This window comes from Novosphingobium sp. KCTC 2891 (assembly GCF_025938155.1).
GTDB lineage: Bacteria > Pseudomonadota > Alphaproteobacteria > Sphingomonadales > Sphingomonadaceae > Novosphingobium.
Genome location: NZ_JAPCZG010000003.1, coordinates 401,779 through 423,201 on the forward strand (window position 1 = coordinate 401,779; position 21,423 = coordinate 423,201).

A 21,423-nucleotide genomic window follows, 5' to 3' on the forward strand; every position below is an offset into this window, starting at 1 on the left:
TTAGTCGCGCTTCGCCTTGGCGACCGATTCGTTCTGAACGGTGGCTTCGGCTTCGGCGGCACCCTGCTTCACGTGGCTGCCCATCTTGTCGGCAGCGGCGGCGGCGCGGTCGGCTGCTTCGCCGGCGTTGTCCACTGCCTTGCTCGCAGCGTCGCTGACCGCGTCGGCCCCGGTGCTGGCGGCATCGCCCACATCGGTTGCGGCAGCGGCCACGTCGTTGGCGGCGGAGGAGGCGGTCTCAGACGCGTTGTCCTGGGTCTTTTCCGAGCAGGCAGAAAGCGCGAGAGCGCCGGCGGCGGCGAACGACATGGCGGCGATGGAAAGCTTGCGCATAAAGGTCTTGCTCCAATCCCTGGATAGTGACGGCGTAACAGAAAGCCCTGCGTTCGAACGCCGGGCATGGCCGGCCAACGCATGGGGCTGGTTGCGGTTCCCCGCAAACGGAAGCGGCGCGCCGCCCGGGTGGGGCGACGCGCCGCTTTGGTGGCCTTCAGGCGCGTGTCGCGCGCCTTCGGGCTTTGTCAGGTGTCGTTAGGTGCCGTTCAGGTCAACCCAGGTTGGCGCTGACCATGCAGTACAGCATCGGCAGCGACAGCAGCAGGTTGGTGCGGCTGGCGGCCAGCGCGCGCGGCGCGGCAGCGGCCTTCTCTTCGGCCGAGGCTTCGACGATGCCGAGGATCTTCTTCTGCGCGGGCCAGATGATGAACCACACGTTGAAGGCCATGATGATCGCCAGCCACATGCCGATGCCGATCAGGTTCTCGGCCTTGCTGTAGCCGCTCAGCGTCAGTGCGCGGTGACCGTAGCCGCTGACGATCGCGATAACGAGACCGGTGATCACGGTCAGCAGTGCGGCGTAGCGGAAGAAGAAGAACACCTTCGGCGCGATGTGGCCCGTGATGGCGCCCTTCTGCTCGGCGGGGATCTTGGGCATCGTCGGCACCTGCACGAAGTTCAGGTAGTAGAGCAGCCCGATCCACAGGATACCGAAGAACACGTGCAGCCAACGGAAAACGGAATTGACGGTGACCGCCACGTCCGGGCTGTAAGCGAACATCAGTGCGATCGCCGCGACCAGGCCGACGGCTAGCACGAGGTGCAGGTTTCCGAAGAATTTCGCCATTATTTCCCCCTTATATCAATGTTATGCGATGCCGTGCGTGAGCCTGGCCAGGCCCCGGCCACCGGCATTCGACACGCATATTAGGGGGCGTGTAAGGATTGTCACACCATTTTCAAATGCGGCAGGCCGTTTCAGTCGTGCGGCGGGTTCTGCTCGACCTCGGTCGTGGCCTCCTCGCCAAGGCCGTGCTTCATCAGCATCGGGATTTGCGCGAAGGTGAAAAGGAACGACAGCGCGGTCACGCCCCACAGCTTGGCCTGGAGCCAGCCATCGAAGCTGAGCGTGTGGCGCAGCACTTCGTTGAGGCCGGCAAGGAACAGGAAGAAGAAGGCCCAGTTGCGCGAAAGCTTGAGCCAGCCTTCGTCCGACAGGCCGTCGAACGCGCTTTGGAGCAGCGTGCGCAGCACCGGCTTGCCGCGCCACAACCCGCCGAACAGGACGGCGGCGAACAGCAGGTAGATCGCGGTCGGCTTGACCTGGATCCAGAACGGATCGCCCAGCAGCACGGTCAGCGTGCCGAAGCCGACGATCAACGCGGTCGACAGCCAGAGCATCGGCGAAATCTTGCCCAGCCGCCACTTCGACACGATCAGCGCCAGTACCGTCGCGCCCATGAACACCATGGTCGACTTGGTCACGGCGACCGCAGCGCCGACTTCGAGGCCGGAACCGGACCCGTCCTTGGGGCTGAACGCCTTGTAGGCGAGGAAGAACACCAGCAGGGGGCCGTAGTCGACCGCAAGGTTCACCCACGAGGACTTGGGCTTTTGCGTAGGCTCAGCGTTCACTGGAACACTCCCGCGATGACCTTGGCGAGCAGGTCGGGATCGAACGGGCGCAGGTCGTCGATCTTCTCGCCGACGCCGATGGCATGGATCGGCAGGCCATATTGCTCCGCCGCCGCGACCAGCACGCCGCCGCGCGCGGTGCCGTCGAGCTTGGTCATGATGAGGCCGGTCACGCCCGCCACTTCCTTGAACGTCTCGATCTGCTGGAGCGCGTTCTGGCCGTTGGTGGCGTCGAGCACGAGGACCACGTCGTGCGGCGCTTCCGGATTGAGGCGGCCGAGCACGCGGCGGATCTTGGCCAGTTCTTCCATCAGCTCGCGCTTGTTCTGGAGGCGGCCGGCCGTGTCGACGATCAGCGCGTCGATGCCGGTTTCGGTCGCCGACTTGACCGCGTCGAATACGATCGAGGCGGGATCGCCGCCCTCAGGGCCGGTGACGATGGGCACGTCCAGCCTATCTGCCCAGACCTTGAGCTGGCCGATGGCGGCGGCGCGGAACGTGTCGCCTGCGGCGAGCATCACGCCGTAGTCCTGTTCCTGGAACAGGTGGGCGAGCTTGGCGATGGTGGTGGTCTTGCCCGATCCGTTGACGCCGATGACGAGGATCACCTGCGGGCGGGGGAAGGCGACGACATCGAGCGGCTTGGCCACAGGGCGCAGGATCGCGGCGATTTCCTCGGCCACCGCCTCACGCAGGGTATGGTCGTCCAGCCCCTTGTCGAAGCGCGCGGCGGCGAGCCGTTCGCGGATACGCCCGGCGGCGCGCGGGCCGAGATCGGACAGGATCAGCGCGTCTTCGATGTCGTCCAGTTGCTCCGGGTTCAGCCGGGTCGTCCCGGAATAGCCGGTGAGATTGCCGGCGAGGCGTTCGGAAGTCTTGCGGAAACCGCCAAGAAGGCGGTCCGACCAGCTCGACGTGTCCGGCTCGGGGCTCATGCCAGCATTCCTTCGATGATCCTTGTGGGCGTGAGAGTAACGATGCTGCCGGGAAGCGTTCCCTGCGGCAGGCGGTAGGGGGCGAATTCGGGGGAATGGCCGGTGCCGTCGCGTTCGGCAAGCACTTCGCGCGGGCGCCCGACCAGACCGGCCAGCCAGCGCGCGCGCTCGGCGGCAACGGCGGCGCGCACTTCGGCGGCGCGTTCCCGCACCAGCGGCGGCGGCACTTGCGGCATCCGCGCGGCGGGCGTGCCGGGGCGGGGGGAATAGGGAAAGACGTGGCCGTGGACGATGCCGCAGGCCGCCACGATCGACACGTTCTCGGCGTGCATCGCGGCGGTTTCGGTGGGGAAGCCAGCGATGAGATCGGCGCCGAGCGCGATGTCGGGCCGCGCGGCGTGCAGGCGTTCGGCCAGCGCGATGGCCTGTGCGCGGCTGTGGCGGCGCTTCATCCGCTTGAGGATCATGTCGTCGCCCGACTGGAGCGACAGGTGGACGTGCGGCATGATCCGGGCCTCGCCGGTGACAAGCTCGAACAGCAGGCCGTCGATTTCCACCCCGTCGAGCGAAGACAGGCGCAGGCGCGGGAGCCGGGGGAAGGCGGCAAGGATCGCGGCGACGAGATCGCCAAGGCGCGGGGTCCCGGGCAGATCCGCGCCCCAGCCGGTGACGTCGACGCCGGTCAGGACCACTTCGTTCACGCCGAGCGCAAGGTGGCCTTCGATGGCGCGCAGGACATCGGTGACGGGAGCCGAGACGCTGGCGCCGCGCCCCTGCGGGATGATGCAGAACGTGCAGGCGTGATCGCAGCCGGTCTGCACCGGCACGAAGGCGCGGGTGTGGTGCGCGCTGGCGGCGGGCTGGACAGTGGCTTGGGCGGCGGCGTCCGGTCGCCATGCCGCCGGGTCAGCCTTGGCGGGATTGGCAACCACGCCGTCCACTTCGGGCATGGCGGCGAAGCTGTCCGGCTCGATGGTGGCGGCGCAGCCGGTGACGAGCAGGCGGGCGCCCGGGTGGGCGCGGCGCAGACGGCGGACCGCGCGGCGCGACTGGCGTACCGCCTCTGCGGTGACGGCGCAGGAATTGACCACGACCGTGGGCGGCCCGCCTGCCAGCATGGCGCGGATCGTCTCGCTTTCGGCGAGGTTCAGCCGGCAGCCCAGCGTGACGACGTCTCCGCTCACGCGGGGTAGTCCGCGTCCTCGAACGTGCCTTCGAAGCTGGTGGCAGCAGGGCCGGTCATCAGGATCGTGCCTTCGGCCGTCCATTCGATCACCAGCGGCCCGCCGGGAAGATCGACAGTGACCTTGCGACCGGTCAGCTTGCGCCGCATCGCGCCGATGGCGGTGGCGCAGGCGCCGGTGCCGCAGGCGCGGGTGAGGCCGGCGCCGCGTTCCCACACGCGCAGCGCGAGGTGGTCGGGCCCGATCAGGCTGGCGACGTTGACGTTGATCCGTTCGGGAAACAGCGGGTCGTTCTCGATCAGCGGGCCAAGCCGGGCGAGATCGACCGCGTGCGTATCGGGCACGAAGAAGATCACGTGCGGGTTGCCGACATTGACCGCGGTGGGCGCGTCCAGGTTTTCCCAGCCGACGGGCATGGTCAGCGTGTCCATCGCATAAGCGAGCGGGATCGCGTCCCAGTCGAAGCGGGGCTGGCCCATGTCCACGGTCACGCCGTCCGGCCCGGCATCGGAGCGGATCAGCCCGCCCAGCGTCTCGATCGTCTGCGTGCCGCCCAGCAGCAGGCCCACCGCGCGGCTGGCATTGCCGCAGGCCTCGACTTCGCCGCCGTCGTTGTTGAAGATTCGCATCCGGACGTCGGCCACGGCCGATGGCTCCAGCACGATCAGCTGGTCGCAGCCGATGCCGGTGCGCCGGTCGGCGAGGGCGGCGGCGCGGGCGTGGGACATGGGCACCGCGGTTTCGCGGGCGTCGATCACCACGAAATCGTTGCCGAGGCCGTGCATCTTGCGAAAGGGAACGCGCATGGGGCGCGATCTAGGCTCCCGGCGCTCCCGGCGCAATGCGCGGGTGCGGGCTTTTTGCGCGGCGTTCAGCCGTTGACGGCGTGGGGGAGGTCGGGCTTGGCAGGGTCGGCAGGCAGCGGCGGGGTGACGAGCAGGTTCTGCTCGGCCAGTGCCCGGCGCACGTCCTCTGCGCTTTCCGGCTCGCCATAGAGGTAGCCCTGACCCTTGAAGTTGCCGTACTTGCGCAGTTCGTCATGGATGCGGCCGTTCTCGATGCCTTCGGCGGTGATCGGCAGGTCCATGCCCTTGCCGAGCGAAGAGATCGCCTCGACGATGGTGGAGCTGTCCTTGTTCTTGCCCAGCGAGGAGACGAAGCTGCGGTCGATCTTGATCCGGTCGAACGGCAGCGTGCGCAGTTGCGACAGGCTGGAATAGCCGGTCCCGAAATCGTCGAGGCTGATCGTGATGCCCTGGTTGCGCAGCGAGGTGATCAGCGAGCGGACGACGGCGAGGTTTTCGTGCAGGCAGGTCTCGGTGATCTCGATGTCGAGCCGGCTGGGCGGGAAGTTGGCTTCGACCAGCAGCTTGAGAAGCTTCTGCGCGAACCACGGATCGCGAAGCTGGATGGGCGAGATGTTGACCGACAGCGAAAGCGCCGGGTTCCACTCGCGTGCATCGACCAGCGCCTGGCGGATCAGTGATTCCGAAAGATCGGCGATCACGCCAATTTCCTCGGCGATGGGAATGAACACTTCGGGGCTGACGAGGCCATGGCGCGGCGAGCGCCAGCGCGCGAGCATTTCGAAGCCGGTCAGCTCGCCGCTTTCGAGATCGATCTGCTTTTCATAAAAGGGCACGAATTCGCCGCGCAGGACGCCTTCGCGGATGCCGCGCTCGAACTCGCTGCGGAACTGGAGTTCCTGCTCCATGCCCGGATCGAACCAGCAGTAGCGGTTCCGCCCGCCCTTCTTGGCCTGATACATGGCCAGGTCCGCGCGGTGCTGGAGCCGGTGAGACTGCTCCTGCGCGGTCACGTCGGGCGCCGCCTCGCCGCGGGCAAGCCCGATCGAGCCGGTAATCTCGATGGTGATGCCGTTCCACGCGATGGGCAGGGCGATCGCCTCGTTCAGCCGGGCGGCCAGGTTCTCGATCGCGGCAAGGTGGCCGGGCGCGAAAGCTGCGGCGCAGGTGAACTCGTCACCGCCCAGCCGCGCGAGGACCGAGCGTTCGGGCAGCAGGCCGCGGATGCGGCGCGCGGTCTCCACCAGAACGGCATCGCCGGCCTGGTGGCCGTGGAGGTCGTTCGACCGCTTGAACTTGTCGAGGTCGATCATCGCCAGCACCACATCTTCGCCGGCGGCGGCCGAACGGCGGATCAGGTCTTCGATGGCGCCATCGAGGCTGCGGCGGTTGAGGCAACCGGTAAGCGGATCGGTGTGGGCGAGGAGCTGTGCGGTTTCCTCGGCCTTGCGCCGCTCGCCGACTTCGCGCGTCAGCTCGGCATAGCGCCGCCAGCCGAAGATGATCAGCGCGATGTTGAGAATCAGCGCGTTGCCGAGCATGGCGTCGCTGTTGGCCTCGCCGAACACATAGCTGCGCACGATGTGGCTCATCACCGAAGAACCGGTGCCGACGAACATCAGGATTGCGGCGACGAGGATGCCGAGCGCCACGACATCGCGCTCGGCACGCTTCAGCGGGGCGGGCGCCGTGGGATCCTGCCCGATCTCGCTGTGCCTGCTCCTGTGGTCCCTGGCCCTCGCCATGCGCCTTGTCCGTGCCCCTTCGGAAATCCGGTCGCAAAGGTATGCGAGGTGTCCTCAATTTTTGGTTAAGGTCCCCATGAAGGCGCCGGGGCGCGGGGGAGCAGCGGCGTGGCTCTTGCTTTCGCGCGGCGATGGGCGTAAGCGCGCCCGGTTCGCGGAGGCCATGCGTGGTGTTCGTGACGGATTCGATGATGGCCCGATGGATGCCACACGCTGGTCTGCGAGGTTTCGCACACCGGCGTTTTTGGCGTTTTTCAGGTTATCGCCCGAAACAGGAGCAGGCGCGTGTTCGATAGTCTTTCAGACCGGCTTGGAGGCGTGTTCGACCGCCTGCGCGGCCGCGGCGCGCTGCAGGAGGACGACGTTCGCGGCGCCATGCGCGAAGTGCGGATCGCGCTGCTCGAGGCCGACGTCGCGCTGCCGGTGGTCCGCCGCTTTGTCGACAGCGTGACCGAGCAGGCCATTGGCCAGAACGTGCTGAAGTCGGTCACGCCCGGCCAGCAGGTCGTCAAGATCGTCAACGACGCGCTGGTCGAGATGCTGGGGTCGGATACCGCCGATCTCGATCTCAACGCCGCGCCGCCGGTGGTGATCATGATGGTCGGCCTCCAGGGGTCGGGCAAGACCACCAGCACGGCCAAGATCGCCAAGCTGCTGCGTGAAAAGCAGGGCAAGAAGGTCCTGATGGCGTCGCTCGACGTCAACCGCCCCGCGGCGCAGGAACAGCTCAAGGTGCTGGGCGAGCAGGCGGGCGTGGCCACGCTGCCGATCATCGTCGGCCAGCAACCGGTCGAGATCGCGACGCGCGCCATGAACGCGGCGAAGCTGCAGGCGGTGGACGTGCTGCTGCTGGATACCGCGGGCCGCCTCCACGTCGATCAGGCGCTGATGGACGAGATGAAGGCGGCCGCTGCCGTCTCCACCCCGCGCGAAACGCTGCTGGTGGTGGATTCGCTCACCGGCCAGGACGCGGTCAACGTCGCGCAGAGCTTTGCGGGCCAGGTCGACCTGACCGGCGTGGTGCTGACCCGCATGGACGGCGATGCACGCGGCGGCGCGGCGCTGTCGATGCGCGCGGTGACCGGCAAGCCGATCAAGTTCGCCGCGACCGGCGAAAAGCTGGACGCGATCGAGCAGTTCCACCCCGGCCGTGTTGCCGGGCGCATCCTTGGCATGGGCGACATCGTCTCCATCGTCGAGAAGGCGGCGGCGACGGTCCAGCAGGACGAGGCCGAAAAGCTCGCCGCGCGGATGGCCAAGGGCCAGTTCGACATGAACGACCTGCGCACGCAGTTGCAGCAGATGCAGCGCATGGGCGGGCTGGGCGCGCTGGCCGGAATGCTGCCGGGCATGAAGAAGGCCAAGGCGGCGATGGCGCAGTCGGGCATGGACGACAAGGTGCTGCTCCACATGGACGCGATCATCGGTTCGATGACCGTGGCCGAGCGGGCGCGGCCCGAACTGCTCAACGCCAAGCGCAAGATCCGCGTGGCCAAGGGCTCCGGCACCCAGGTGCAGGACGTCAACAAGCTGATCAAGATGCACATGGAAATGGCCAAGGCCATGAAGCAGATCAAGAAGATGGGCGGGCTGAAGGGCCTCGGCGCCCTCTTCGGCAAGGGCGGGCTTGGCGGCGCGATGCCGGGGCTCGACCAGCAGATGGGACCGGGCGGTCTTGCCGGTCTTGGCGGTGGTGGGGGCGGCCTGCCGGGCCTCGGCAGCGGCGGTCTTCCGTCTAACCTCGGTGATCTGCTCCGCAAGAAATGAATTCCGGTTTCCACAAATTGCAAATTCCAGAATTGTTTGAAAGGTAGTCCAGATGTCTGTTTCTCTTCGTCTTTCGCGCGGTGGTTCCAAGAAGCGCCCGTACTACAAGGTCGTCGTTTCCAACAGCCGCGCCCCGCGTGACGGCAAGTACCTGGAGCAGGTTGGCACCTACAACCCGCTGCTCGCCAAGGACGACGAAAACCGCGTTCGCCTCGTCGAGGACCGCGTGCGTTACTGGCTGGGCGTTGGTGCGCAGCCGACCGACCGTGTTGCCCGTATGCTCGACAAGGCCGGCATCAAGGAGCGCACCGCGACCGTGAATCCTGCCAAGGGCGAGCCGGGCAAGAAGGCCAAGGAGCGCGCCGACGACAAGGCCAAGAAGATCGCCGAAGCTGAAGAAGCCGCGCGCGAGGCCGCCGAGGCTGCTGCCGCCGCTGCTGCTGCGCCCGCCGAAGAGCCGGCTGCCGAAGCTCCGGCCGAGGAAACCCCGGCTGAGCAGGCCGAAGGTTAAGCACCGGTGCGGGATCGTCCGGTCACGCTGGCAGCCATCACCGGCGCGCACGGCGTGACGGGCGAGGTCCGCCTGAAGCTGTTCGGGGAAGGCGTGGGGGCGTTGAAGCGCTACCGCGCCTTCAACGATTCCGCGCTGACGCTGGAAAAGCTGCGCGACGACGGCAAGGGCGGTGCGATCGCCCGCTTTGCCGAAGTGCCTGACCGCACGGCCGCGGAAAAGTTGCGCGGCACGGCATTGACCGTGCCGCGTTCGACTTTGCCGCCGCTGGCCGAGGGCGAATACTATCACGCCGACTTGCTCGGCCTGCCGGCGGTGTCCACCACCGGCGAGGCGCTGGGCGAATGTATCGGCGTCGACAATTACGGCGCCGGCGACGTCCTGGAAATCCGGCGGCCGGCCGCCGAGGACGGCACACCGGGCAAGCGCTTCATGGTGCCGATGCGGGTCGAGGCGGTGCCGGAATGGAACGCCGAACGGCTGGTGATCGAAGCCGTTTACGCGGAGGATTGAGCCGGTGTCGCTGCTGATCATCGTGCTGGCATTGATCGTGTTGCCGGCGGTGCTGGCAGCGGTCTTTGCCCATGGCCTGGGCGCACGGTTTCCCGCCATGGCCCGCCGCAAGCGCGTGGCTCTGGCGGCTTTGGGCGCGGGCCTTGTGCCGGTCACGCCGGGGCTGATCGCGGTCTGGCGGGCCTATCACCTGACCACGCTCGTGCCGCTGGGCGCGGTGTTCATGCTGGGCCTGATTGTCGCGGCCGTGGTGGGCGTGCCGGTCGCCCTGCGCGCGACGCGCCGGTCCGCGTCGCAGCCTTTGGACGTGGTGACATTCGAATGACCTTCGCCGCCACCGTCCTCACGCTCTATCCCGAGATGTTTCCCGGCCCGCTGGGCGTCAGCCTGGCTGGGCGCGCGATGCGTGAGGGCAAGTGGGCGATGGACGCCGTCCAGATCCGCGACTTCGCCATCGACAAGCACAAGACGGTGGACGACACGCCCGCTGGCGGCGGTGCGGGCATGGTGCTGCGGGTGGATGTGCTGGCCAAGGCGGTGGACCACGCCCTGGAGGCGCACCCCGGCTGCCCGGTGATCGCCATGACCCCCCGGGGCAAGCCGCTGACGCAGGCGCGCGTGCGCGAACTGGCCGAGGGGCCGGGCGTGATTGTGCTGTGCGGCCGGTTCGAAGGGTTCGACGAGCGGATCTTCGAGGGCCGCGCGGTTGAGGAAGTCTCGGTGGGCGACATCGTGCTGTCGGGCGGGGAGTGCGCCGCGCTGATGCTGCTCGACGCTTGCATTCGCTTGCTTCCCGGCGTAATGGGCGCCCCTTCCAGCGGGCATGAGGAGTCGTTCGAGAACGGTCTCCTGGAATACCCGCACTATACCCGACCTGCTGAGTGGGAAGGGCGCGCGATCCCTGAAGTGCTGCGATCGGGGGATCATGCGAAAATCGCGGAGTGGCGGAAACGCCGCTCGGAAGACGATACACGGTTACGCAGGCCGGATCTTTGGGAGCGCCATAACGGTGCTCGGGTCCAGTCTGCCTCTGGCGCGCAGCGAGAAGTGCAGGACGATTGAAAAATGAACCTGATTCAGCAGCTGGAAGCTGAAGCTATCGCCGAATACAAGGCGAAGAAGGAAATCCCGACTTTCCGCGCGGGCGACACTGTGCGCATTGGCGTGCGCGTCGTCGAAGGCGAGCGTACCCGTGTCCAGGCTTACGAAGGCGTGTGCATCGCGCGTTCGAACCGCGGCCTCGGCTCGAACTTCACCGTTCGCAAGATCTCGTTCGGCGAAGGCGTGGAGCGCGTGTTCCCGCTCTACTCGCCCAACATTGATTCGATTACCGTCGTTCGCCGGGGCGTCGTGCGCCGTGCGAAGCTCTACTACCTGCGTGGTCGCACCGGCAAATCGGCGCGTATCGCCGAGCGCAAGGTCACCAAGACCGACGCGAAGGCTTGACCAGGGAGGGCTGAAAAGCCCACGCCTAGACGGATCGAACCCCGTAGAAAAGGCGTCCTGGCACAACTGCCGGGGCGCCTTTTTCGCATCCGGAGGGTATTCGCCCGGGCTTCCTTGCAAACGGGATATTGAACGGCCGAAAGGCCAATTGGCTTGGCTGGTCGGAACCAGCCGCTAAGGCACGGCGCCACACGCCCCAGCGGGGCAGGGCCGTCGCCCGGAGGAGTGCAGACAATGGGTTATCGGGTAGTCGTCGTTGGGGCCACCGGCAACGTGGGCCGCGAAATGCTCAACATCCTCGCCGAGCGCGAATTTCCGTGCGACGAGATCGCAGCGGTCGCATCGCCCCGCTCGCAGGGTCTCGAGATCGAGTTCGGCGAGACGGGCCGCAAGCTCAAGGTGCAGAACGTCGAGAACTTCGACTTCACCGGCTGGGACATCGCACTTTTCGCTGCCGGCTCCGGTCCGACCAAGATCTATGCGCCGAAGGCCGCTTCGCAGGGCTGCGTGGTGATCGACAACTCGTCGCTCTACCGCATGGACCCGGACGTGCCGCTGATCGTGCCTGAGGTGAACCCTGAGGCGATCGACGGCTATACCAAGCGCAACATCATCGCCAACCCCAACTGCTCGACCGCGCAGATGGTGGTGACGCTGAAGCCGTTGCACGATGCCGCCAAGATCAAGCGCGTCGTGGTTGCCACCTACCAGTCGGTTTCCGGCGCGGGCAAGGAAGGCATGGACGAGTTGTTCGAGCAGAGCCGCGCGATCTTCGTCGGCGATCCGGTCGAAACGCGCAAGTTCACCAAGCAGATCGCGTTCAACGTGATCCCGCACATCGACGTCTTCCTGGACGATGGTTCGACCAAGGAAGAGTGGAAGATGGTGGCCGAGACCAAGAAGATCCTCGATCCCAAGGTCAAGGTTGTCGCCACCTGCGTGCGCGTGCCGGTGTTCGTCGGCCACTCCGAGGCGATCAACATCGAGTTCGAGAACGAGATCTCGGCCGAGGAAGCCCAGAACATCCTGCGCGAGGCGCCGGGCGTGATGCTCGTCGACAAGCGCGAGGACGGGGGTTACGTCACCCCGATCGAATGCGTGGGCGATTTCGCGACCTTCGTGTCGCGCGTGCGTGAGGATTCGACCGTCGAAAACGGCCTGGCGCTGTGGTGCGTTTCGGACAACCTGCGCAAGGGCGCCGCACTCAATGCTGTGCAGATCGCCGAACTGCTGGGCCGCCGTCACCTCAAGAAGGGCTGACGCTCCTTTCGGCAAGCGCTTGAAAAGGCCCGGCTCCGCCTTTGCGGAGCCGGGCCTTTTTCATTCAGCGCGGCGTCCGGACGGTGGTGGTCGTGGTGACGCGCGCTGCCGTGGAAGCGGCGACGTGGTGCCGCGCGGCCCGCTTCTTCACGACGCGCGTGTGGTGAGTGACGCGCGGGGTGGAAGCGGCCGTCTGCGTGGTCACCGTGGTCTCGACGCTTGCAGGAGCCGGGGGCTTGGTCTGCGCCGCGCTGGCAGCGGCGATCCGCGCATCGGCGGCCTGCTGGGCCGAGATGGCGGCCGACTGCTGTGCGGCATCGGCGCGCGCATTGGCCTGCGCGGCCTGTTGCTGTGCGATTGCGGCCTGATCCTGTGCGACCTGCTGCTGGACCAGCGCGGCTTGTTGCTTGTGCTTCTGGACCTCGCCCAGAGCTGCATCGGCCAGCGCCTGCGCTTCGATTGCGGCGTCGATGGCCTCGGGCTTATGGTGCGACGCAAGATTTTCGCGGGCACGGGCGAGGGTCGCCTTGGCGTCTGCAAGCTGGTGGGGCACTTCGATCCCCGCGCCGGTGGTGGCGGCGGCATCGATCTTGGCCTGCGCGGCGGCAATGGCCTGGCGCGCGCGATCGGCCTTGCCGGCGTGCGCCGGGCTGGCCATCGAGAGCGCCAGCGCACTGGCAGAAACGACCGAAAAGATCAGGCGATTGCTGGGCATTGTATTCTCCTTCGGGCGCGTTTGCCCGTCTCTCGGACCTGTCAACTCCGCCAGGTGCGCGCCGTTCCGCTTTTCCTTCGGTTCACCCCCGCCTGCGTCCCCTTCGTCCGGCAAGAGTTGTTGGCGAGCGACAGGCGGAGGGCCGTGTCGAAAGGCCCGCTTCTGCATTCCCAAGTAGAACAATAGACTTTGGCGACGATTCCGATTGCAGCGATCCGCCGCCGCCCGATAAGACGCGCGCGTCTGAGGAACCCGACCACGGGACCGAGGGGGGCTGATGCTGGAACACTTCGATATATTGCACGCGGTCGCCGGGCTTCTCGTCGGAACCCTCGTGGGGCTGACCGGGGTGGGCGGCGGATCGCTGATGACCCCGATCCTGGTGCTGATTTTTGGCGTGAATCCCGGCACCGCGGTGGGCACCGACCTGCTGTTCGCCTCGATGACCAAGATTGCCGGCTCGTTCGTCCACAACCGCCATGAAAGCGTCGACTGGAAGATCATGCGCCGCCTGGCGAGCGGCAGCGTACCTGCAGCCATCGTCACGCTGATCGCGGTGTCGTGGTTCGGGAAAGTGGGCAAGGACACCAGCCACCTCATCCTGACCATGCTGGGTGCGATGCTCATCCTGACCGCGCTGGCCACGCTGTTCCAGAAGAAGCTGGCGGTGCTGGCCAAGAGCCACGAGCGCCTCGAAGACACCCGCGCCGTGGTGCCTACCATCGCGCTGGGCGCAGTGCTGGGCGTGGCGGTGTCCATTTCGTCGGTCGGGGCGGGCGCCATCGGCGTGACCGCGCTGCTGATGCTCTACCCGGCGCTGCGCGTGTCGCGCATCGTGGGGACCGACATTGCCCATGCCGTGCCGCTCACGCTGGTCGCTGGCTTCGGCCACTGGATGATCGGCGGGGTTGATTCCACGTTGCTGCTCAACCTGCTGATGGGCTCGATTCCGGGCGTGGCGATCGGCAGCCTGTTGTCCACGCGCTCGCCCGATCATATCCTGCGTCCGGCACTGGCGGCAGTGCTGCTGTTCTCGGGAGTGAAATTGCTCGGCTCATGACTGTGACCACCGAATATTACGAAGGGTTCGGCGGCGCCCGACTGGCGCTGCACCGCATGGGTGCAGGGCGGCCGTTGGTGTTGCTCCACGGGCTGTTTTCCTCCGCGCAGGTGAACTGGGTGAAGTTCGGCACGGCGGCGCAACTGGCCGAGGCCGGGTTCGAGTGTCTGATGCCGGACCTGCGGGTCCACGGTGACAGCGCCGCGCCGCACGATCCGGCGGCCTATCCGCCCGACGTGCTGGTGCGCGATGCGGAGGCGCTGGTGGCGCATCTGGGGCTGGACGACTTCGACCTCGCGGGCTTCTCGCTCGGCTCGCGCACCTCCGCGCGGGCGGTCATCGCCGGACTGCGCCCGCGCCGGCTGGTGCTGGCGGGGATGGGGCTGGAAGGCCTTGCCGGCTGGGCCAAGCGGCAGGACTTCTTCCTGGACGTGATCGACCGCTTCGGCACGATCCGGCCGGGCGATCCGGCCTACCTCTCGCAGCAGTTCCTCAAGACGATGAACGTGGACCGGGTGGCCGCGCGTCTTCTGCTCCAGACGATGGAGGATACCGATCCTGCGCAGCTTGCGGCGATTTCGATGCCCACGCTGGTGTTGTGCGGAGACAAGGACAACGACAACGGTTCGGCCGACCGGCTGGCCGAAGCGCTGCCCAACGCTCGGCGCGCGACCATTCCCGGCACGCACATGAGCAGCGTGACCATGCCGGAAATGGGACGGGAGATGGTTACATTTCTGACCGGTTCGGCTTGACCTGAAAGCGGGGCGGGCTAACCAAGGGTATAGCTGCGCCGTGCGTGAAACGTGCGGCGACAAGACAAGCCCTCAGGGAGTAGCTCTTTCCATGAAGACCTTCGTGTCCGTGCTCGCGCTGGCCGCGGCCAGCATTGCCGTTCCGGCCGCCGCACAATCAACGCCTGCCCCCGCGGCTGGCGCTGCACCTGCGCTGACTCCCGCCGGCGCGGCCGACTGGGTGAAGTCGGCGGAAAAGCAGCTCTACGACGAGACGCTCCGCTCCGGTCGCAACGAGTGGATCTACGAGACCTACATCACCGACGACACCGAGGCGCTGGCGGCGGAATCGAACGCCGCGTTCACGTCGTTGCAGGTGGCGCAGGCCAAGCAGGCGGCGGACTATGCCAAGGTGGCGGGCATCTCGCCCGAACTGGCGCGCAAGCTGGTCATCATGCGGACGCAGATCACCAGCCCGGCCCCCACCACGCCCGGGTCGGCGGAAGAGTTCGCGACGCTCCAGGCGCGTATCCAGGGCGTCTACGGCAAGGGCAAGGGCACGCTGAAGGGCCAGCCGATCAACGGCAGCGACATCGAAGCGGCGATGGGCAGCAATCGCAATCCCGATGAGCTGAAGGAAATGTGGCTCAGCTGGCACGACAATGTCGGCAAGCCGATGAAGGCCGACTACGCCCGGATGATGGAGATTTCCAACGCCGGCGCGCAGGAGCTGGGCTTTGCCGATACGGGCGCGCTGTGGCGCTCGAACTACGACATGACTCCGGAAGCTTTCGCCGCGCTGACCGAAAAGATCTGGACCGAGGTCAAGCCGCTCTACGAACAGCTGCACTGCTACACCCGCAGCAAGCTCAACGAGAAGTATGGCGACGGCGTGCAGCCCAAGTCCGGCCCGATCCGCGCCGACCTGCTTGGCAACATGTGGGCGCAGGAGTGGGGCAACATCTATGATGTGGTCGCTCCGGCGGGCGCCGGCGATCTGGGCTATGACGTGGGCGAACTGCTTCAGGCCAAGGGCTACGATCCGCTCAAGATGGTCAAGGCGGGTGAGGGCTTCTACTCGTCGCTGGGCTTCAAGCCGCTGCCTGACAGCTTCTGGCAGCGTTCGCAGTTCGTGAAGCCGCAGGACCGCGAAGTGGTGTGCCATGCCTCGGCGTGGGATCTCGACAACAAGGACGACCTGCGCGTCAAGATGTGCATCAAGGTGAACGGCGACGATTTCACCACGATCCACCACGAGCTGGGCCACAATTATTACCAGCGCGCCTACAACAAGCAGGACACGCTCTATCTGAACGGCGCCAACGACGGCTTCCACGAGGCCATCGGCGATTTCATCGCGCTGTCGATCACGCCCGAATACCTCGTGCAGATCGGTCTGCTTGATCGCGCCAAGGTGCCGCCCGCCAGCAAGGACACCGGCCTGCTGCTGCGCCAGGCGATGGACAAGGTGGCGTTCCTGCCCTTCGGCCTGTTGATCGACCGCTGGCGCTGGGGCGTGATGGACGGATCGATCAAGCCGGCGAACTACGAGGCCGCGTGGAACGACATGCGCCTGAAGTACCAGGGCATCGTGCCGCCGGCGGAGCGCCCCGCCGATGCGTTCGATCCGGGTGCCAAGTTCCACATCCCCGGCAACGTGCCCTACACGCGCTATTTCCTCGCGCGGGTGCTCCAGTTCCAGTTCTTCGAGGCGGCGTGCAAGCAGGCCGGCTGGAAGGGGCCGCTTCACCGGTGCAGCTTCTATGGCAACAAGCAGGTGGGCGAAAAGCTGAACGCGATGCTGAGCATGGGCGCGTCGAAGCCGTGGCCCGATGCGCTGCAGGCGTTCACCGGCAGCCGCGAGATGAGCGGCAAGGCAATGATTCGCTATTTCGCGCCGCTGTCGAAGTGGCTGGCCCAGCAGAACAAGGGCAAGGACTGCGGCTGGTAAGAAAAACCAGTATTTCCGCCGTTTTTTGAAGGGCGTGGCAGGGGCTTTCAAGGCGCTTGCCGCGCCCTTCGCTTTGTGAGACGTTCTCGGGACAAAATAATAAAACCGAGGATGCCCCTGATGAAGTCGATTTTCGGCTCGTTTTGCAGGCTAATTGCGTCTGGCGCCCTGATCGTGCCGTTCGCCGCCCATGCCGCAGAGCCAGTTTCCGCGATGAAGCCGCAAAGCGTGGTCACTGCGCTGCAAGCGCTTGGCCACGATGCCCAACTGGTGGCGGATTCCTCCGGCGATCCGCTGGTCAAGGCGGACATCGGCGGCTGGACCACGCAAGTCGTGTTCTACGATTGCAACGCGATCACGCACGAAGGCTGCCAGTCGCTCCAGTTCAACGCCAGCTTCGTGCCTGATCGTCCGTTCGATGCGCAGAAGGCCATCGCTTTCGTCAAGGACAACCGCTTTGGCGCGGTTTCCGTGGGCGAGGACAAGTCGATCAACATGACGTGGGACGTGGTGACCGGAAGCGGCATCGACTCGTCGGTTTTCGCGCTGGTGGTCAAGAGCTTCGGCATGGCGCTCGACACGATCGGCGACGAGGCCTTCACGCCCGGCCGCGCACCCCAACTGGCCAGCGCCGCCGCGCGCTGATCTTCGCAATCACAACCGGTTTACCCCGGCGAGCCGTCACGCCCCCTGCAGCGTGGCGGCTCGTTGCCGTTTGGAGGGGGCGGAATCAGCGGAACGGGGGTTCGTTGAACGCGCGCAGCTTGCGGCTGTGCAGGCGGTCCCCCTGGGCGCGGAGCAGTTCGCAGGCAGTGGTGCCGATGGCGAGGTGGGCGGCGATCGCTTCCTCGTAGAAACGGTTGGCCTGTCCGGGCAGCTTGATCTCGCCGTGAAGCGGCTTGTCCGACACGCAGAGCAGGGTCCCGTAGGGCACGCGGAAGCGATAGCCCTGTGCGGCGATGGTCGCGCTCTCCATGTCGATGCCCACCGCGCGCGACAGGCTGAGCCGGCGGGCGGAACTCGCGATGCGCAGTTCCCAGTTGCGATCATCCGTGGTGACGATGGTGCCGGTGCGCATCCGCGTCTTGAGGTCGGCGCCGCCCGTGCCGCTCACCATTTCCGCCGCCTGCGCCAGCGCGACCTGCACTTCGGCAATCGCGGGAATCGGGATTTCCGGCGGCAGCACGGGATCGAGCACGTGATCGTCGCGCAGGTAGGCATGGGCGAGCACGTAGTCGCCGATTTTCTGCGTGGGGCGCAGGCCGCCGCAGTGCCCGATCATCAGCCAGGCTTCGGGTCGCAGCACGGCAAGATGGTCGCAGATCGTCTTGGCGTTGGACGGACCGACCCCGATGTTGACCAGCGAGATGCCCGACCGGTCGGGCGCGACAAGGTGATAGGCCGGCATCTGGTGCCGCCGCCACGCCGTGTCTGACAGCCGCGCCCGTGCGTTTTCCGTCGGTGCATCCAGATGCAGGCCGCCCGCGCCTGACAGCGCTACGTAGCGATCCGAGCCGAGTTGTCGTCCGGCCCAGTCGACGAATTCATCGACGTAGCGATGGTAGTTCGTGAACAGGATGAACTTCTGGAAATCCTCGGGCCGGGTGCCGGTGTAGTGCGCCAGCCGCGCGAGGCTGAAATCGGTGCGTGGCCCGTCGAACAGGGACAGCGGCAGCGGGCCATCGCCCGGAACATATTCGCCGTCGGCGATCTCGTCGCCGATATGCGCAAGCTCGGTCGCGGGGAAATGGCGCGCCAGTTCCTGCGGGCTGACCCCGCCGAGCTGCGCGCCATAAGCGCCGTCGAGCACATAGGGGAAGGGGATTTCCTGCCGCGAGGGGGCTACCTCCACCGACACGTCGTAGCTGCCCAGGATCAGCCGGAGCTGTTCGCCCAGGTAGTCGGCGAACAAGGCCGGCCGGGTCACCGTGCAGGCATAGGTGCCGCGGTGGGTGAGGCGCCCGAACGAACGGCCGGTGGAAATGGTGCCAGGGTCGGCCGCCAGGGTGATCCGCAGCTCCGGATAGCAATAGCTGCCATCGTGCCGGCGCGACGGGGGCGGCGGGGTGCCGTCGTTGGCGAAGGCAGCGATATCGCCGCGCAGCCGGGCCACGGCCTCGTCATGGATGCGGGAGAGGTCGGCGAGGATCGCGGGGATGTTCGGCATTGCCCATGGTGTAGCGGGCGAAGGTGGCGACGGGAAGTCCGGGGGCAGAAGGTCGCCGCCAACGAAAAAGGGCGCCCCTTGCGGAGCGCCCCCTTGTCGTTTGCAGAAAGCGGAGAAGCGATCAGGCTTCTTCCACTTCCTCCCCGCCTTCGAGAAGGTCGGTCGGGATTTCGCCCGGTTCCGCATTCGGGTCGTAGTCTTCGGTGAAGCCACCCGACTCGGTGTCGAACATCGCGGCCATGACGTCCACGCCCTGCGACTGGAGAGCGGCTTCGTCCGGCGAACGAGCGACGTTCACCTTCACGGTCACCACGACTTCCGGGTGCAGCGCGACCTTGACGGTCGAGACGCCGATGGTCTTGATCGGACGTTCCAGGACGACCATCGACTTGGTCACCTTGGCGCCCTGTTCGACCAGTGCGTCGACGATGTCGCGCACCGAAACCGAACCATAGAGCTGGCCCGAGTTCGACGAAGCGCGGATGAGGATGACTTCCTTGCCTTCCACGTTGCCGGATTCGGCGCTGGCGTCTTCACGACGGGCGGCGTTTTCGGCTTCGATGCGGGCGCGGTTGGCCTCGAACACCTTGCGGTTGGCGGCGTTGGCGCGGAGCGCCTTCTTGTTGGGCAGCAGGAAGTTGCGGGCGTAGCCGTCCTTGACGGTCACTTCGTCACCGATGATGCCCAGCTTCTCGATGCGCTCGAGCAGGATGATCTGCATGACTGGCGCTCCTTACTTCACGATGTAGGGAAGCAGGCCGATGTGCCGGGCGCGCTTGATCGCCTGGCCCAGCTCACGCTGCTTCTTCGCCGAGACGGCGGTGATGCGCGACGGGACGATCTTGCCACGTTCCGACATGAAGCCCTGAAGCAGGCGCACGTCCTTGTAGTCGATCTTCGGCGCGTTCTTGCCCGAGAACGGGCAGCTCTTGCGGCGGCGGAAAAACGGACGAGCCATCTCTTATTCCCCTTCGCGTTCGCGGCGACGGCTGCGGTCGCGCTCGTTCTTGCGCATCATCACCGACGGGCCGGCTTCGTGTTCTTCGACGCGGACGGTCATGTAACGGATGACGTCTTCGTTGATCGACGTCTGGCGCTCCAGCTCGGCCACGACGCCGGCGGGGGCGTCGATGTTGAGCATCACGAAGTGAGCCTTGCGGTTCTTCTGGATCTTGTAAGCCAGCGAACGGAGGCCCCAGGTTTCGGTCTTCGTGACCTTGCCTGCGTTGCTCTCGACGATCTCGGTGGCGGCGGTAGCGAGCGCATCGACCTGAGCTTGGCTCAGGTCCTGGCGCGCCAGAAACACATGCTCATAAAGCGGCATGGTGCTTTGCGTCCTTGTCTGTCTAACCGATCGCTGGCGATCCGCGGGATTGCGGGGCCCCTCCGGCTTTCTTCGATTCCCGCGCAGTTTTGCTGCGGAAGCGGTTGCCCTTAGCGATTTCCGCGCCGAATGCAAGGCGCGGGGTATTCAGGCGGGAAAGGGCAGGGCAGGCCGGGGCCGCTCCATCGCCTTGCCGCAGAATACCAGCGAGAGCAGGGCATTGCGCCGCGCGATCAGGAAGGCGCCGATGGAAAGTCCCAGTACCACCGCCGAGCCGATCAGCCACTGCGCTTCCGGCACCAGCGGCAGGCGGGGCAGCCACGCGACGGCCAGCATCACGAAGGCCATGTGGAACAGGTAGATGGCCATCGCCCCTTCGACCAGAAACGCCACGAGCGCGCTGGGCCGTGCGGCGACGCGTGCGAGCAGGCGCAGCGCCATCAGCGACAGGACGTAAGCGGTGGGCAGTTCGATCAGGTTGCCGAGCACGTTCTCCGCCATGGAGAGCCCGCGTGAAAGGCCGAGAATGGGCCGGAACAACTGGCTGAGCAGCAGGTAGGCGGCGATCAGCGTACCCGCGAGCAGGGGCAGGCGCGCGCCGGCAAGGTCGAACAGGCGCTCGCCGATCCGCAGGTGCCAAGCCAGCACGCCGATCGCGAAAGCGGGCGCATGCATCAGATATTGGACGCCAAGGTCGATCTCGAACGCGCGGCGGCGGGGCAGGGCGTCTTCCAGCCCGCCCTGCGCGAAGCCCCACAGCGCCAGCAGGGCAAGAGCAAGCGGCCAGAGCCGCCCTTCGAGGCACAAGGCCCGGCCGATGGTGTTTCCCGCGACGCCATCACGGCGAGGCAGCCACGTGCCGGGGAACAGGAAGAAGGTCACCACGAAGCCGAGCAGCACGCACAGGAACCACAGGTGATCGAAGGCGAGGGGCAGTCCGTGGATGCCGCCGGGCGCTTCCGACAGCAGCGCGCGGTGGAAGTAATGCTGGACCACGCCCAGCGTCGCCAGGCTGCCCAGCAGCGGCACGCCGATCCGTGCCATGCGGTCTGCCAGCCAGGTGTGGCGTCCGCGCCGTTCGCGGACCATCGCCGCGAAATAGCCCGACAGCAGGAAGAACGCGAACATCCGGAAAGCGTGGATGAACGTCATCGAGAACACGATGAGCGGCGCATCGCTGAACCCGGCGATGGCCGGGGAGCGGTTGAACACCGCGATCATGCCGATGTGGAACGGGATGCCGAGCAGCAGGAACAGTGCGCGCGCCGCATCGACGTGATGCATCCGCCGGCTTTCGCCGGCCGCGCGGCCCTGCACGGCCTGTGCCTTGATCTTTCCCGTCATGTCGCAACCCGGTCCGCGGCGCGCATTGGACGCTTTCGCCGGGCGCAGCA

The 21,423-nt window shown here is 66.5% G+C and carries 24 protein-coding genes; 11 read left to right on the top strand and 13 right to left on the bottom strand.

Annotated features, from left to right (window positions below):
* The 7 genes from OLX02_RS08250 to OLX02_RS08280 form a co-directional block, all read right to left on the bottom strand.
* Nucleotides 1–333 (bottom strand): hypothetical protein, encoded by a 333-nt coding sequence (locus tag OLX02_RS08250; RefSeq protein ID WP_264421844.1) that lies wholly within the window; start codon nt 331–333, stop codon nt 1–3.
* 214 nt (nt 334–547) lie between these two features.
* A complete protein-coding gene (locus OLX02_RS08255) occupies nt 548–1,123 on the bottom strand; it encodes a urate hydroxylase PuuD (protein WP_264421845.1) in 576 nt (191 codons plus the stop codon).
* A 131-nt stretch (nt 1,124–1,254) separates the two neighbouring features.
* Nucleotides 1,255–1,911 carry an inner membrane-spanning protein YciB gene (locus OLX02_RS08260; protein ID WP_264421847.1) on the bottom strand — a complete coding sequence of 219 codons (657 nt, stop codon included), beginning with the start codon at nt 1,909–1,911 and terminating at the stop codon, nt 1,255–1,257.
* The gene (gene ftsY / locus OLX02_RS08265) at nt 1,908–2,846 is read right to left on the bottom strand and encodes a signal recognition particle-docking protein FtsY (protein ID WP_264421848.1); all 939 of its coding nucleotides are present in this window, start codon (nt 2,844–2,846) and stop codon (nt 1,908–1,910) included. The genes OLX02_RS08260 and ftsY overlap by 4 nt, the downstream gene beginning before the upstream one ends.
* Entirely contained in the window at nt 2,843–4,030 is a 1,188-nt protein-coding gene (locus OLX02_RS08270) for a MiaB/RimO family radical SAM methylthiotransferase (RefSeq protein WP_264421849.1), read from the bottom strand. Before OLX02_RS08270 ends, ftsY begins: the two co-directional genes overlap by 4 nt.
* Nucleotides 4,027–4,836 carry a diaminopimelate epimerase gene (gene dapF, locus OLX02_RS08275; RefSeq protein WP_264421850.1) on the bottom strand — a complete coding sequence of 270 codons (810 nt, stop codon included), beginning with the start codon at nt 4,834–4,836 and terminating at the stop codon, nt 4,027–4,029. Before dapF ends, OLX02_RS08270 begins: the two co-directional genes overlap by 4 nt.
* A 65-nt stretch (nt 4,837–4,901) precedes the next feature.
* Nucleotides 4,902–6,581, bottom strand: coding sequence for a putative bifunctional diguanylate cyclase/phosphodiesterase (locus OLX02_RS08280; protein ID WP_264421851.1), 1,680 nt, complete (start codon nt 6,579–6,581; stop codon nt 4,902–4,904).
* A 285-nt stretch (nt 6,582–6,866) separates the two neighbouring features.
* Between OLX02_RS08280 and ffh the strand changes: the two genes are divergently transcribed.
* The 7 genes from ffh (at nt 6,867) to OLX02_RS08315 (ending at nt 12,078) form a co-directional block, all read left to right on the top strand.
* A complete protein-coding gene (gene ffh / locus OLX02_RS08285) occupies nt 6,867–8,348 on the top strand; it encodes a signal recognition particle protein (RefSeq protein WP_264421852.1) in 1,482 nt (493 codons plus the stop codon).
* 52 nt (nt 8,349–8,400) lie between these two features.
* Entirely contained in the window at nt 8,401–8,859 is a 459-nt protein-coding gene (gene rpsP / locus OLX02_RS08290; protein ID WP_264421854.1) for a 30S ribosomal protein S16, read from the top strand.
* Nucleotides 8,860–8,865: 6 nt separating this feature from the next.
* Nucleotides 8,866–9,372, top strand: a complete 507-nt coding sequence (rimM, locus tag OLX02_RS08295) for a ribosome maturation factor RimM (protein ID WP_264421856.1) — start codon at nt 8,866–8,868, stop codon at nt 9,370–9,372.
* A 4-nt stretch (nt 9,373–9,376) separates the two neighbouring features.
* Complete coding sequence (locus OLX02_RS08300; protein WP_264421858.1) at nt 9,377–9,697, top strand: hypothetical protein; 321 nt, start codon at nt 9,377–9,379, stop codon at nt 9,695–9,697.
* Entirely contained in the window at nt 9,694–10,434 is a 741-nt protein-coding gene (gene trmD / locus OLX02_RS08305) for a tRNA (guanosine(37)-N1)-methyltransferase TrmD (protein ID WP_264421860.1), read from the top strand. The genes OLX02_RS08300 and trmD overlap by 4 nt, the downstream gene beginning before the upstream one ends.
* A 3-nt stretch (nt 10,435–10,437) precedes the next feature.
* Nucleotides 10,438–10,818: a 50S ribosomal protein L19 gene (gene rplS / locus OLX02_RS08310; RefSeq protein ID WP_264421861.1), complete on the top strand. Its 381-nt coding sequence runs from the start codon at nt 10,438–10,440 to the stop codon at nt 10,816–10,818.
* A gap of 234 nt (nt 10,819–11,052) precedes the next feature.
* Nucleotides 11,053–12,078, top strand: a complete 1,026-nt coding sequence (locus OLX02_RS08315; RefSeq protein WP_264421863.1) for an aspartate-semialdehyde dehydrogenase — start codon at nt 11,053–11,055, stop codon at nt 12,076–12,078.
* A gap of 64 nt (nt 12,079–12,142) precedes the next feature.
* Here OLX02_RS08315 and OLX02_RS08320 read toward each other — a convergent pair whose 3' ends face one another.
* Entirely contained in the window at nt 12,143–12,793 is a 651-nt protein-coding gene (locus tag OLX02_RS08320; RefSeq protein ID WP_264421865.1) for a hypothetical protein, read from the bottom strand.
* Between the two features lie 277 nt (nt 12,794–13,070).
* On the opposite strand from OLX02_RS08320, the gene OLX02_RS08325 reads away from it, so the two are divergent.
* The 4 genes from OLX02_RS08325 to OLX02_RS08340 all read left to right on the top strand — a co-directional run bounded on the left by OLX02_RS08325 (nt 13,071) and on the right by OLX02_RS08340 (nt 17,183).
* Nucleotides 13,071–13,853 (top strand): sulfite exporter TauE/SafE family protein, encoded by a 783-nt coding sequence (locus OLX02_RS08325; protein WP_264421867.1) that lies wholly within the window; start codon nt 13,071–13,073, stop codon nt 13,851–13,853.
* On the top strand, nt 13,850–14,608 hold the full coding sequence (locus OLX02_RS08330; RefSeq protein WP_264421868.1) for an alpha/beta fold hydrolase: 759 nt from the start codon (nt 13,850–13,852) through the stop codon (nt 14,606–14,608). The genes OLX02_RS08325 and OLX02_RS08330 overlap by 4 nt, the downstream gene beginning before the upstream one ends.
* A gap of 91 nt (nt 14,609–14,699) precedes the next feature.
* The gene (locus tag OLX02_RS08335) at nt 14,700–16,538 is read left to right on the top strand and encodes a M2 family metallopeptidase (RefSeq protein WP_264421869.1); all 1,839 of its coding nucleotides are present in this window, start codon (nt 14,700–14,702) and stop codon (nt 16,536–16,538) included.
* Between the two features lie 120 nt (nt 16,539–16,658).
* Nucleotides 16,659–17,183 carry a YbjN domain-containing protein gene (locus OLX02_RS08340; protein ID WP_264421871.1) on the top strand — a complete coding sequence of 175 codons (525 nt, stop codon included), beginning with the start codon at nt 16,659–16,661 and terminating at the stop codon, nt 17,181–17,183.
* A gap of 85 nt (nt 17,184–17,268) precedes the next feature.
* On the opposite strand, the gene OLX02_RS08345 is transcribed toward OLX02_RS08340, so the two are convergent.
* The 5 genes from OLX02_RS08345 to OLX02_RS08365 all read right to left on the bottom strand — a co-directional run bounded on the left by OLX02_RS08345 (nt 17,269) and on the right by OLX02_RS08365 (nt 21,373).
* Nucleotides 17,269–18,705, bottom strand: coding sequence for an AMP nucleosidase (locus OLX02_RS08345; protein WP_264421873.1), 1,437 nt, complete (start codon nt 18,703–18,705; stop codon nt 17,269–17,271).
* A gap of 121 nt (nt 18,706–18,826) precedes the next feature.
* Entirely contained in the window at nt 18,827–19,426 is a 600-nt protein-coding gene (gene rplI / locus OLX02_RS08350) for a 50S ribosomal protein L9 (protein ID WP_264421875.1), read from the bottom strand.
* A gap of 12 nt (nt 19,427–19,438) precedes the next feature.
* The gene (gene rpsR, locus OLX02_RS08355; protein WP_169492015.1) at nt 19,439–19,663 is read right to left on the bottom strand and encodes a 30S ribosomal protein S18; all 225 of its coding nucleotides are present in this window, start codon (nt 19,661–19,663) and stop codon (nt 19,439–19,441) included.
* Between the two features lie 3 nt (nt 19,664–19,666).
* On the bottom strand, nt 19,667–20,029 hold the full coding sequence (gene rpsF / locus OLX02_RS08360) for a 30S ribosomal protein S6 (protein WP_264421881.1): 363 nt from the start codon (nt 20,027–20,029) through the stop codon (nt 19,667–19,669).
* 147 nt (nt 20,030–20,176) lie between these two features.
* Complete coding sequence (locus OLX02_RS08365) at nt 20,177–21,373, bottom strand: acyltransferase family protein (protein WP_264421883.1); 1,197 nt, start codon at nt 21,371–21,373, stop codon at nt 20,177–20,179.
* Between the last annotated feature and the right edge of the window lie 50 nt (nt 21,374–21,423).

Coding starts and splice junctions, on each gene's coding strand:
- rpsP (WP_264421854.1), top strand. CDS start 8,401: ATGTCTGTTTCTCTTCGTCTTTCGCGCGGTGGTTCCAAGAAGCGCCCG.
- OLX02_RS08340 (WP_264421871.1), top strand. CDS start 16,659: ATGAAGTCGATTTTCGGCTCGTTTTGCAGGCTAATTGCGTCTGGCGCC.
- OLX02_RS08250 (WP_264421844.1), bottom strand. CDS start 333: ATGCGCAAGCTTTCCATCGCCGCCATGTCGTTCGCCGCCGCCGGCGCT.
- rpsF (WP_264421881.1), bottom strand. CDS start 20,029: ATGCCGCTTTATGAGCATGTGTTTCTGGCGCGCCAGGACCTGAGCCAA.
- dapF (WP_264421850.1), bottom strand. CDS start 4,836: ATGCGCGTTCCCTTTCGCAAGATGCACGGCCTCGGCAACGATTTCGTG.
- rplI (WP_264421875.1), bottom strand. CDS start 19,426: ATGCAGATCATCCTGCTCGAGCGCATCGAGAAGCTGGGCATCATCGGT.
- rpsR (WP_169492015.1), bottom strand. CDS start 19,663: ATGGCTCGTCCGTTTTTCCGCCGCCGCAAGAGCTGCCCGTTCTCGGGC.
- OLX02_RS08365 (WP_264421883.1), bottom strand. CDS start 21,373: ATGACGGGAAAGATCAAGGCACAGGCCGTGCAGGGCCGCGCGGCCGGC.
- OLX02_RS08325 (WP_264421867.1), top strand. CDS start 13,071: ATGCTGGAACACTTCGATATATTGCACGCGGTCGCCGGGCTTCTCGTC.
- OLX02_RS08320 (WP_264421865.1), bottom strand. CDS start 12,793: ATGCCCAGCAATCGCCTGATCTTTTCGGTCGTTTCTGCCAGTGCGCTG.
- rplS (WP_264421861.1), top strand. CDS start 10,438: ATGAACCTGATTCAGCAGCTGGAAGCTGAAGCTATCGCCGAATACAAG.
- trmD (WP_264421860.1), top strand. CDS start 9,694: ATGACCTTCGCCGCCACCGTCCTCACGCTCTATCCCGAGATGTTTCCC.
- OLX02_RS08315 (WP_264421863.1), top strand. CDS start 11,053: ATGGGTTATCGGGTAGTCGTCGTTGGGGCCACCGGCAACGTGGGCCGC.
- OLX02_RS08255 (WP_264421845.1), bottom strand. CDS start 1,123: ATGGCGAAATTCTTCGGAAACCTGCACCTCGTGCTAGCCGTCGGCCTG.
- OLX02_RS08280 (WP_264421851.1), bottom strand. CDS start 6,581: ATGGCGAGGGCCAGGGACCACAGGAGCAGGCACAGCGAGATCGGGCAG.
- OLX02_RS08345 (WP_264421873.1), bottom strand. CDS start 18,705: ATGCCGAACATCCCCGCGATCCTCGCCGACCTCTCCCGCATCCATGAC.
- ftsY (WP_264421848.1), bottom strand. CDS start 2,846: ATGAGCCCCGAGCCGGACACGTCGAGCTGGTCGGACCGCCTTCTTGGC.
- OLX02_RS08330 (WP_264421868.1), top strand. CDS start 13,850: ATGACTGTGACCACCGAATATTACGAAGGGTTCGGCGGCGCCCGACTG.
- OLX02_RS08335 (WP_264421869.1), top strand. CDS start 14,700: ATGAAGACCTTCGTGTCCGTGCTCGCGCTGGCCGCGGCCAGCATTGCC.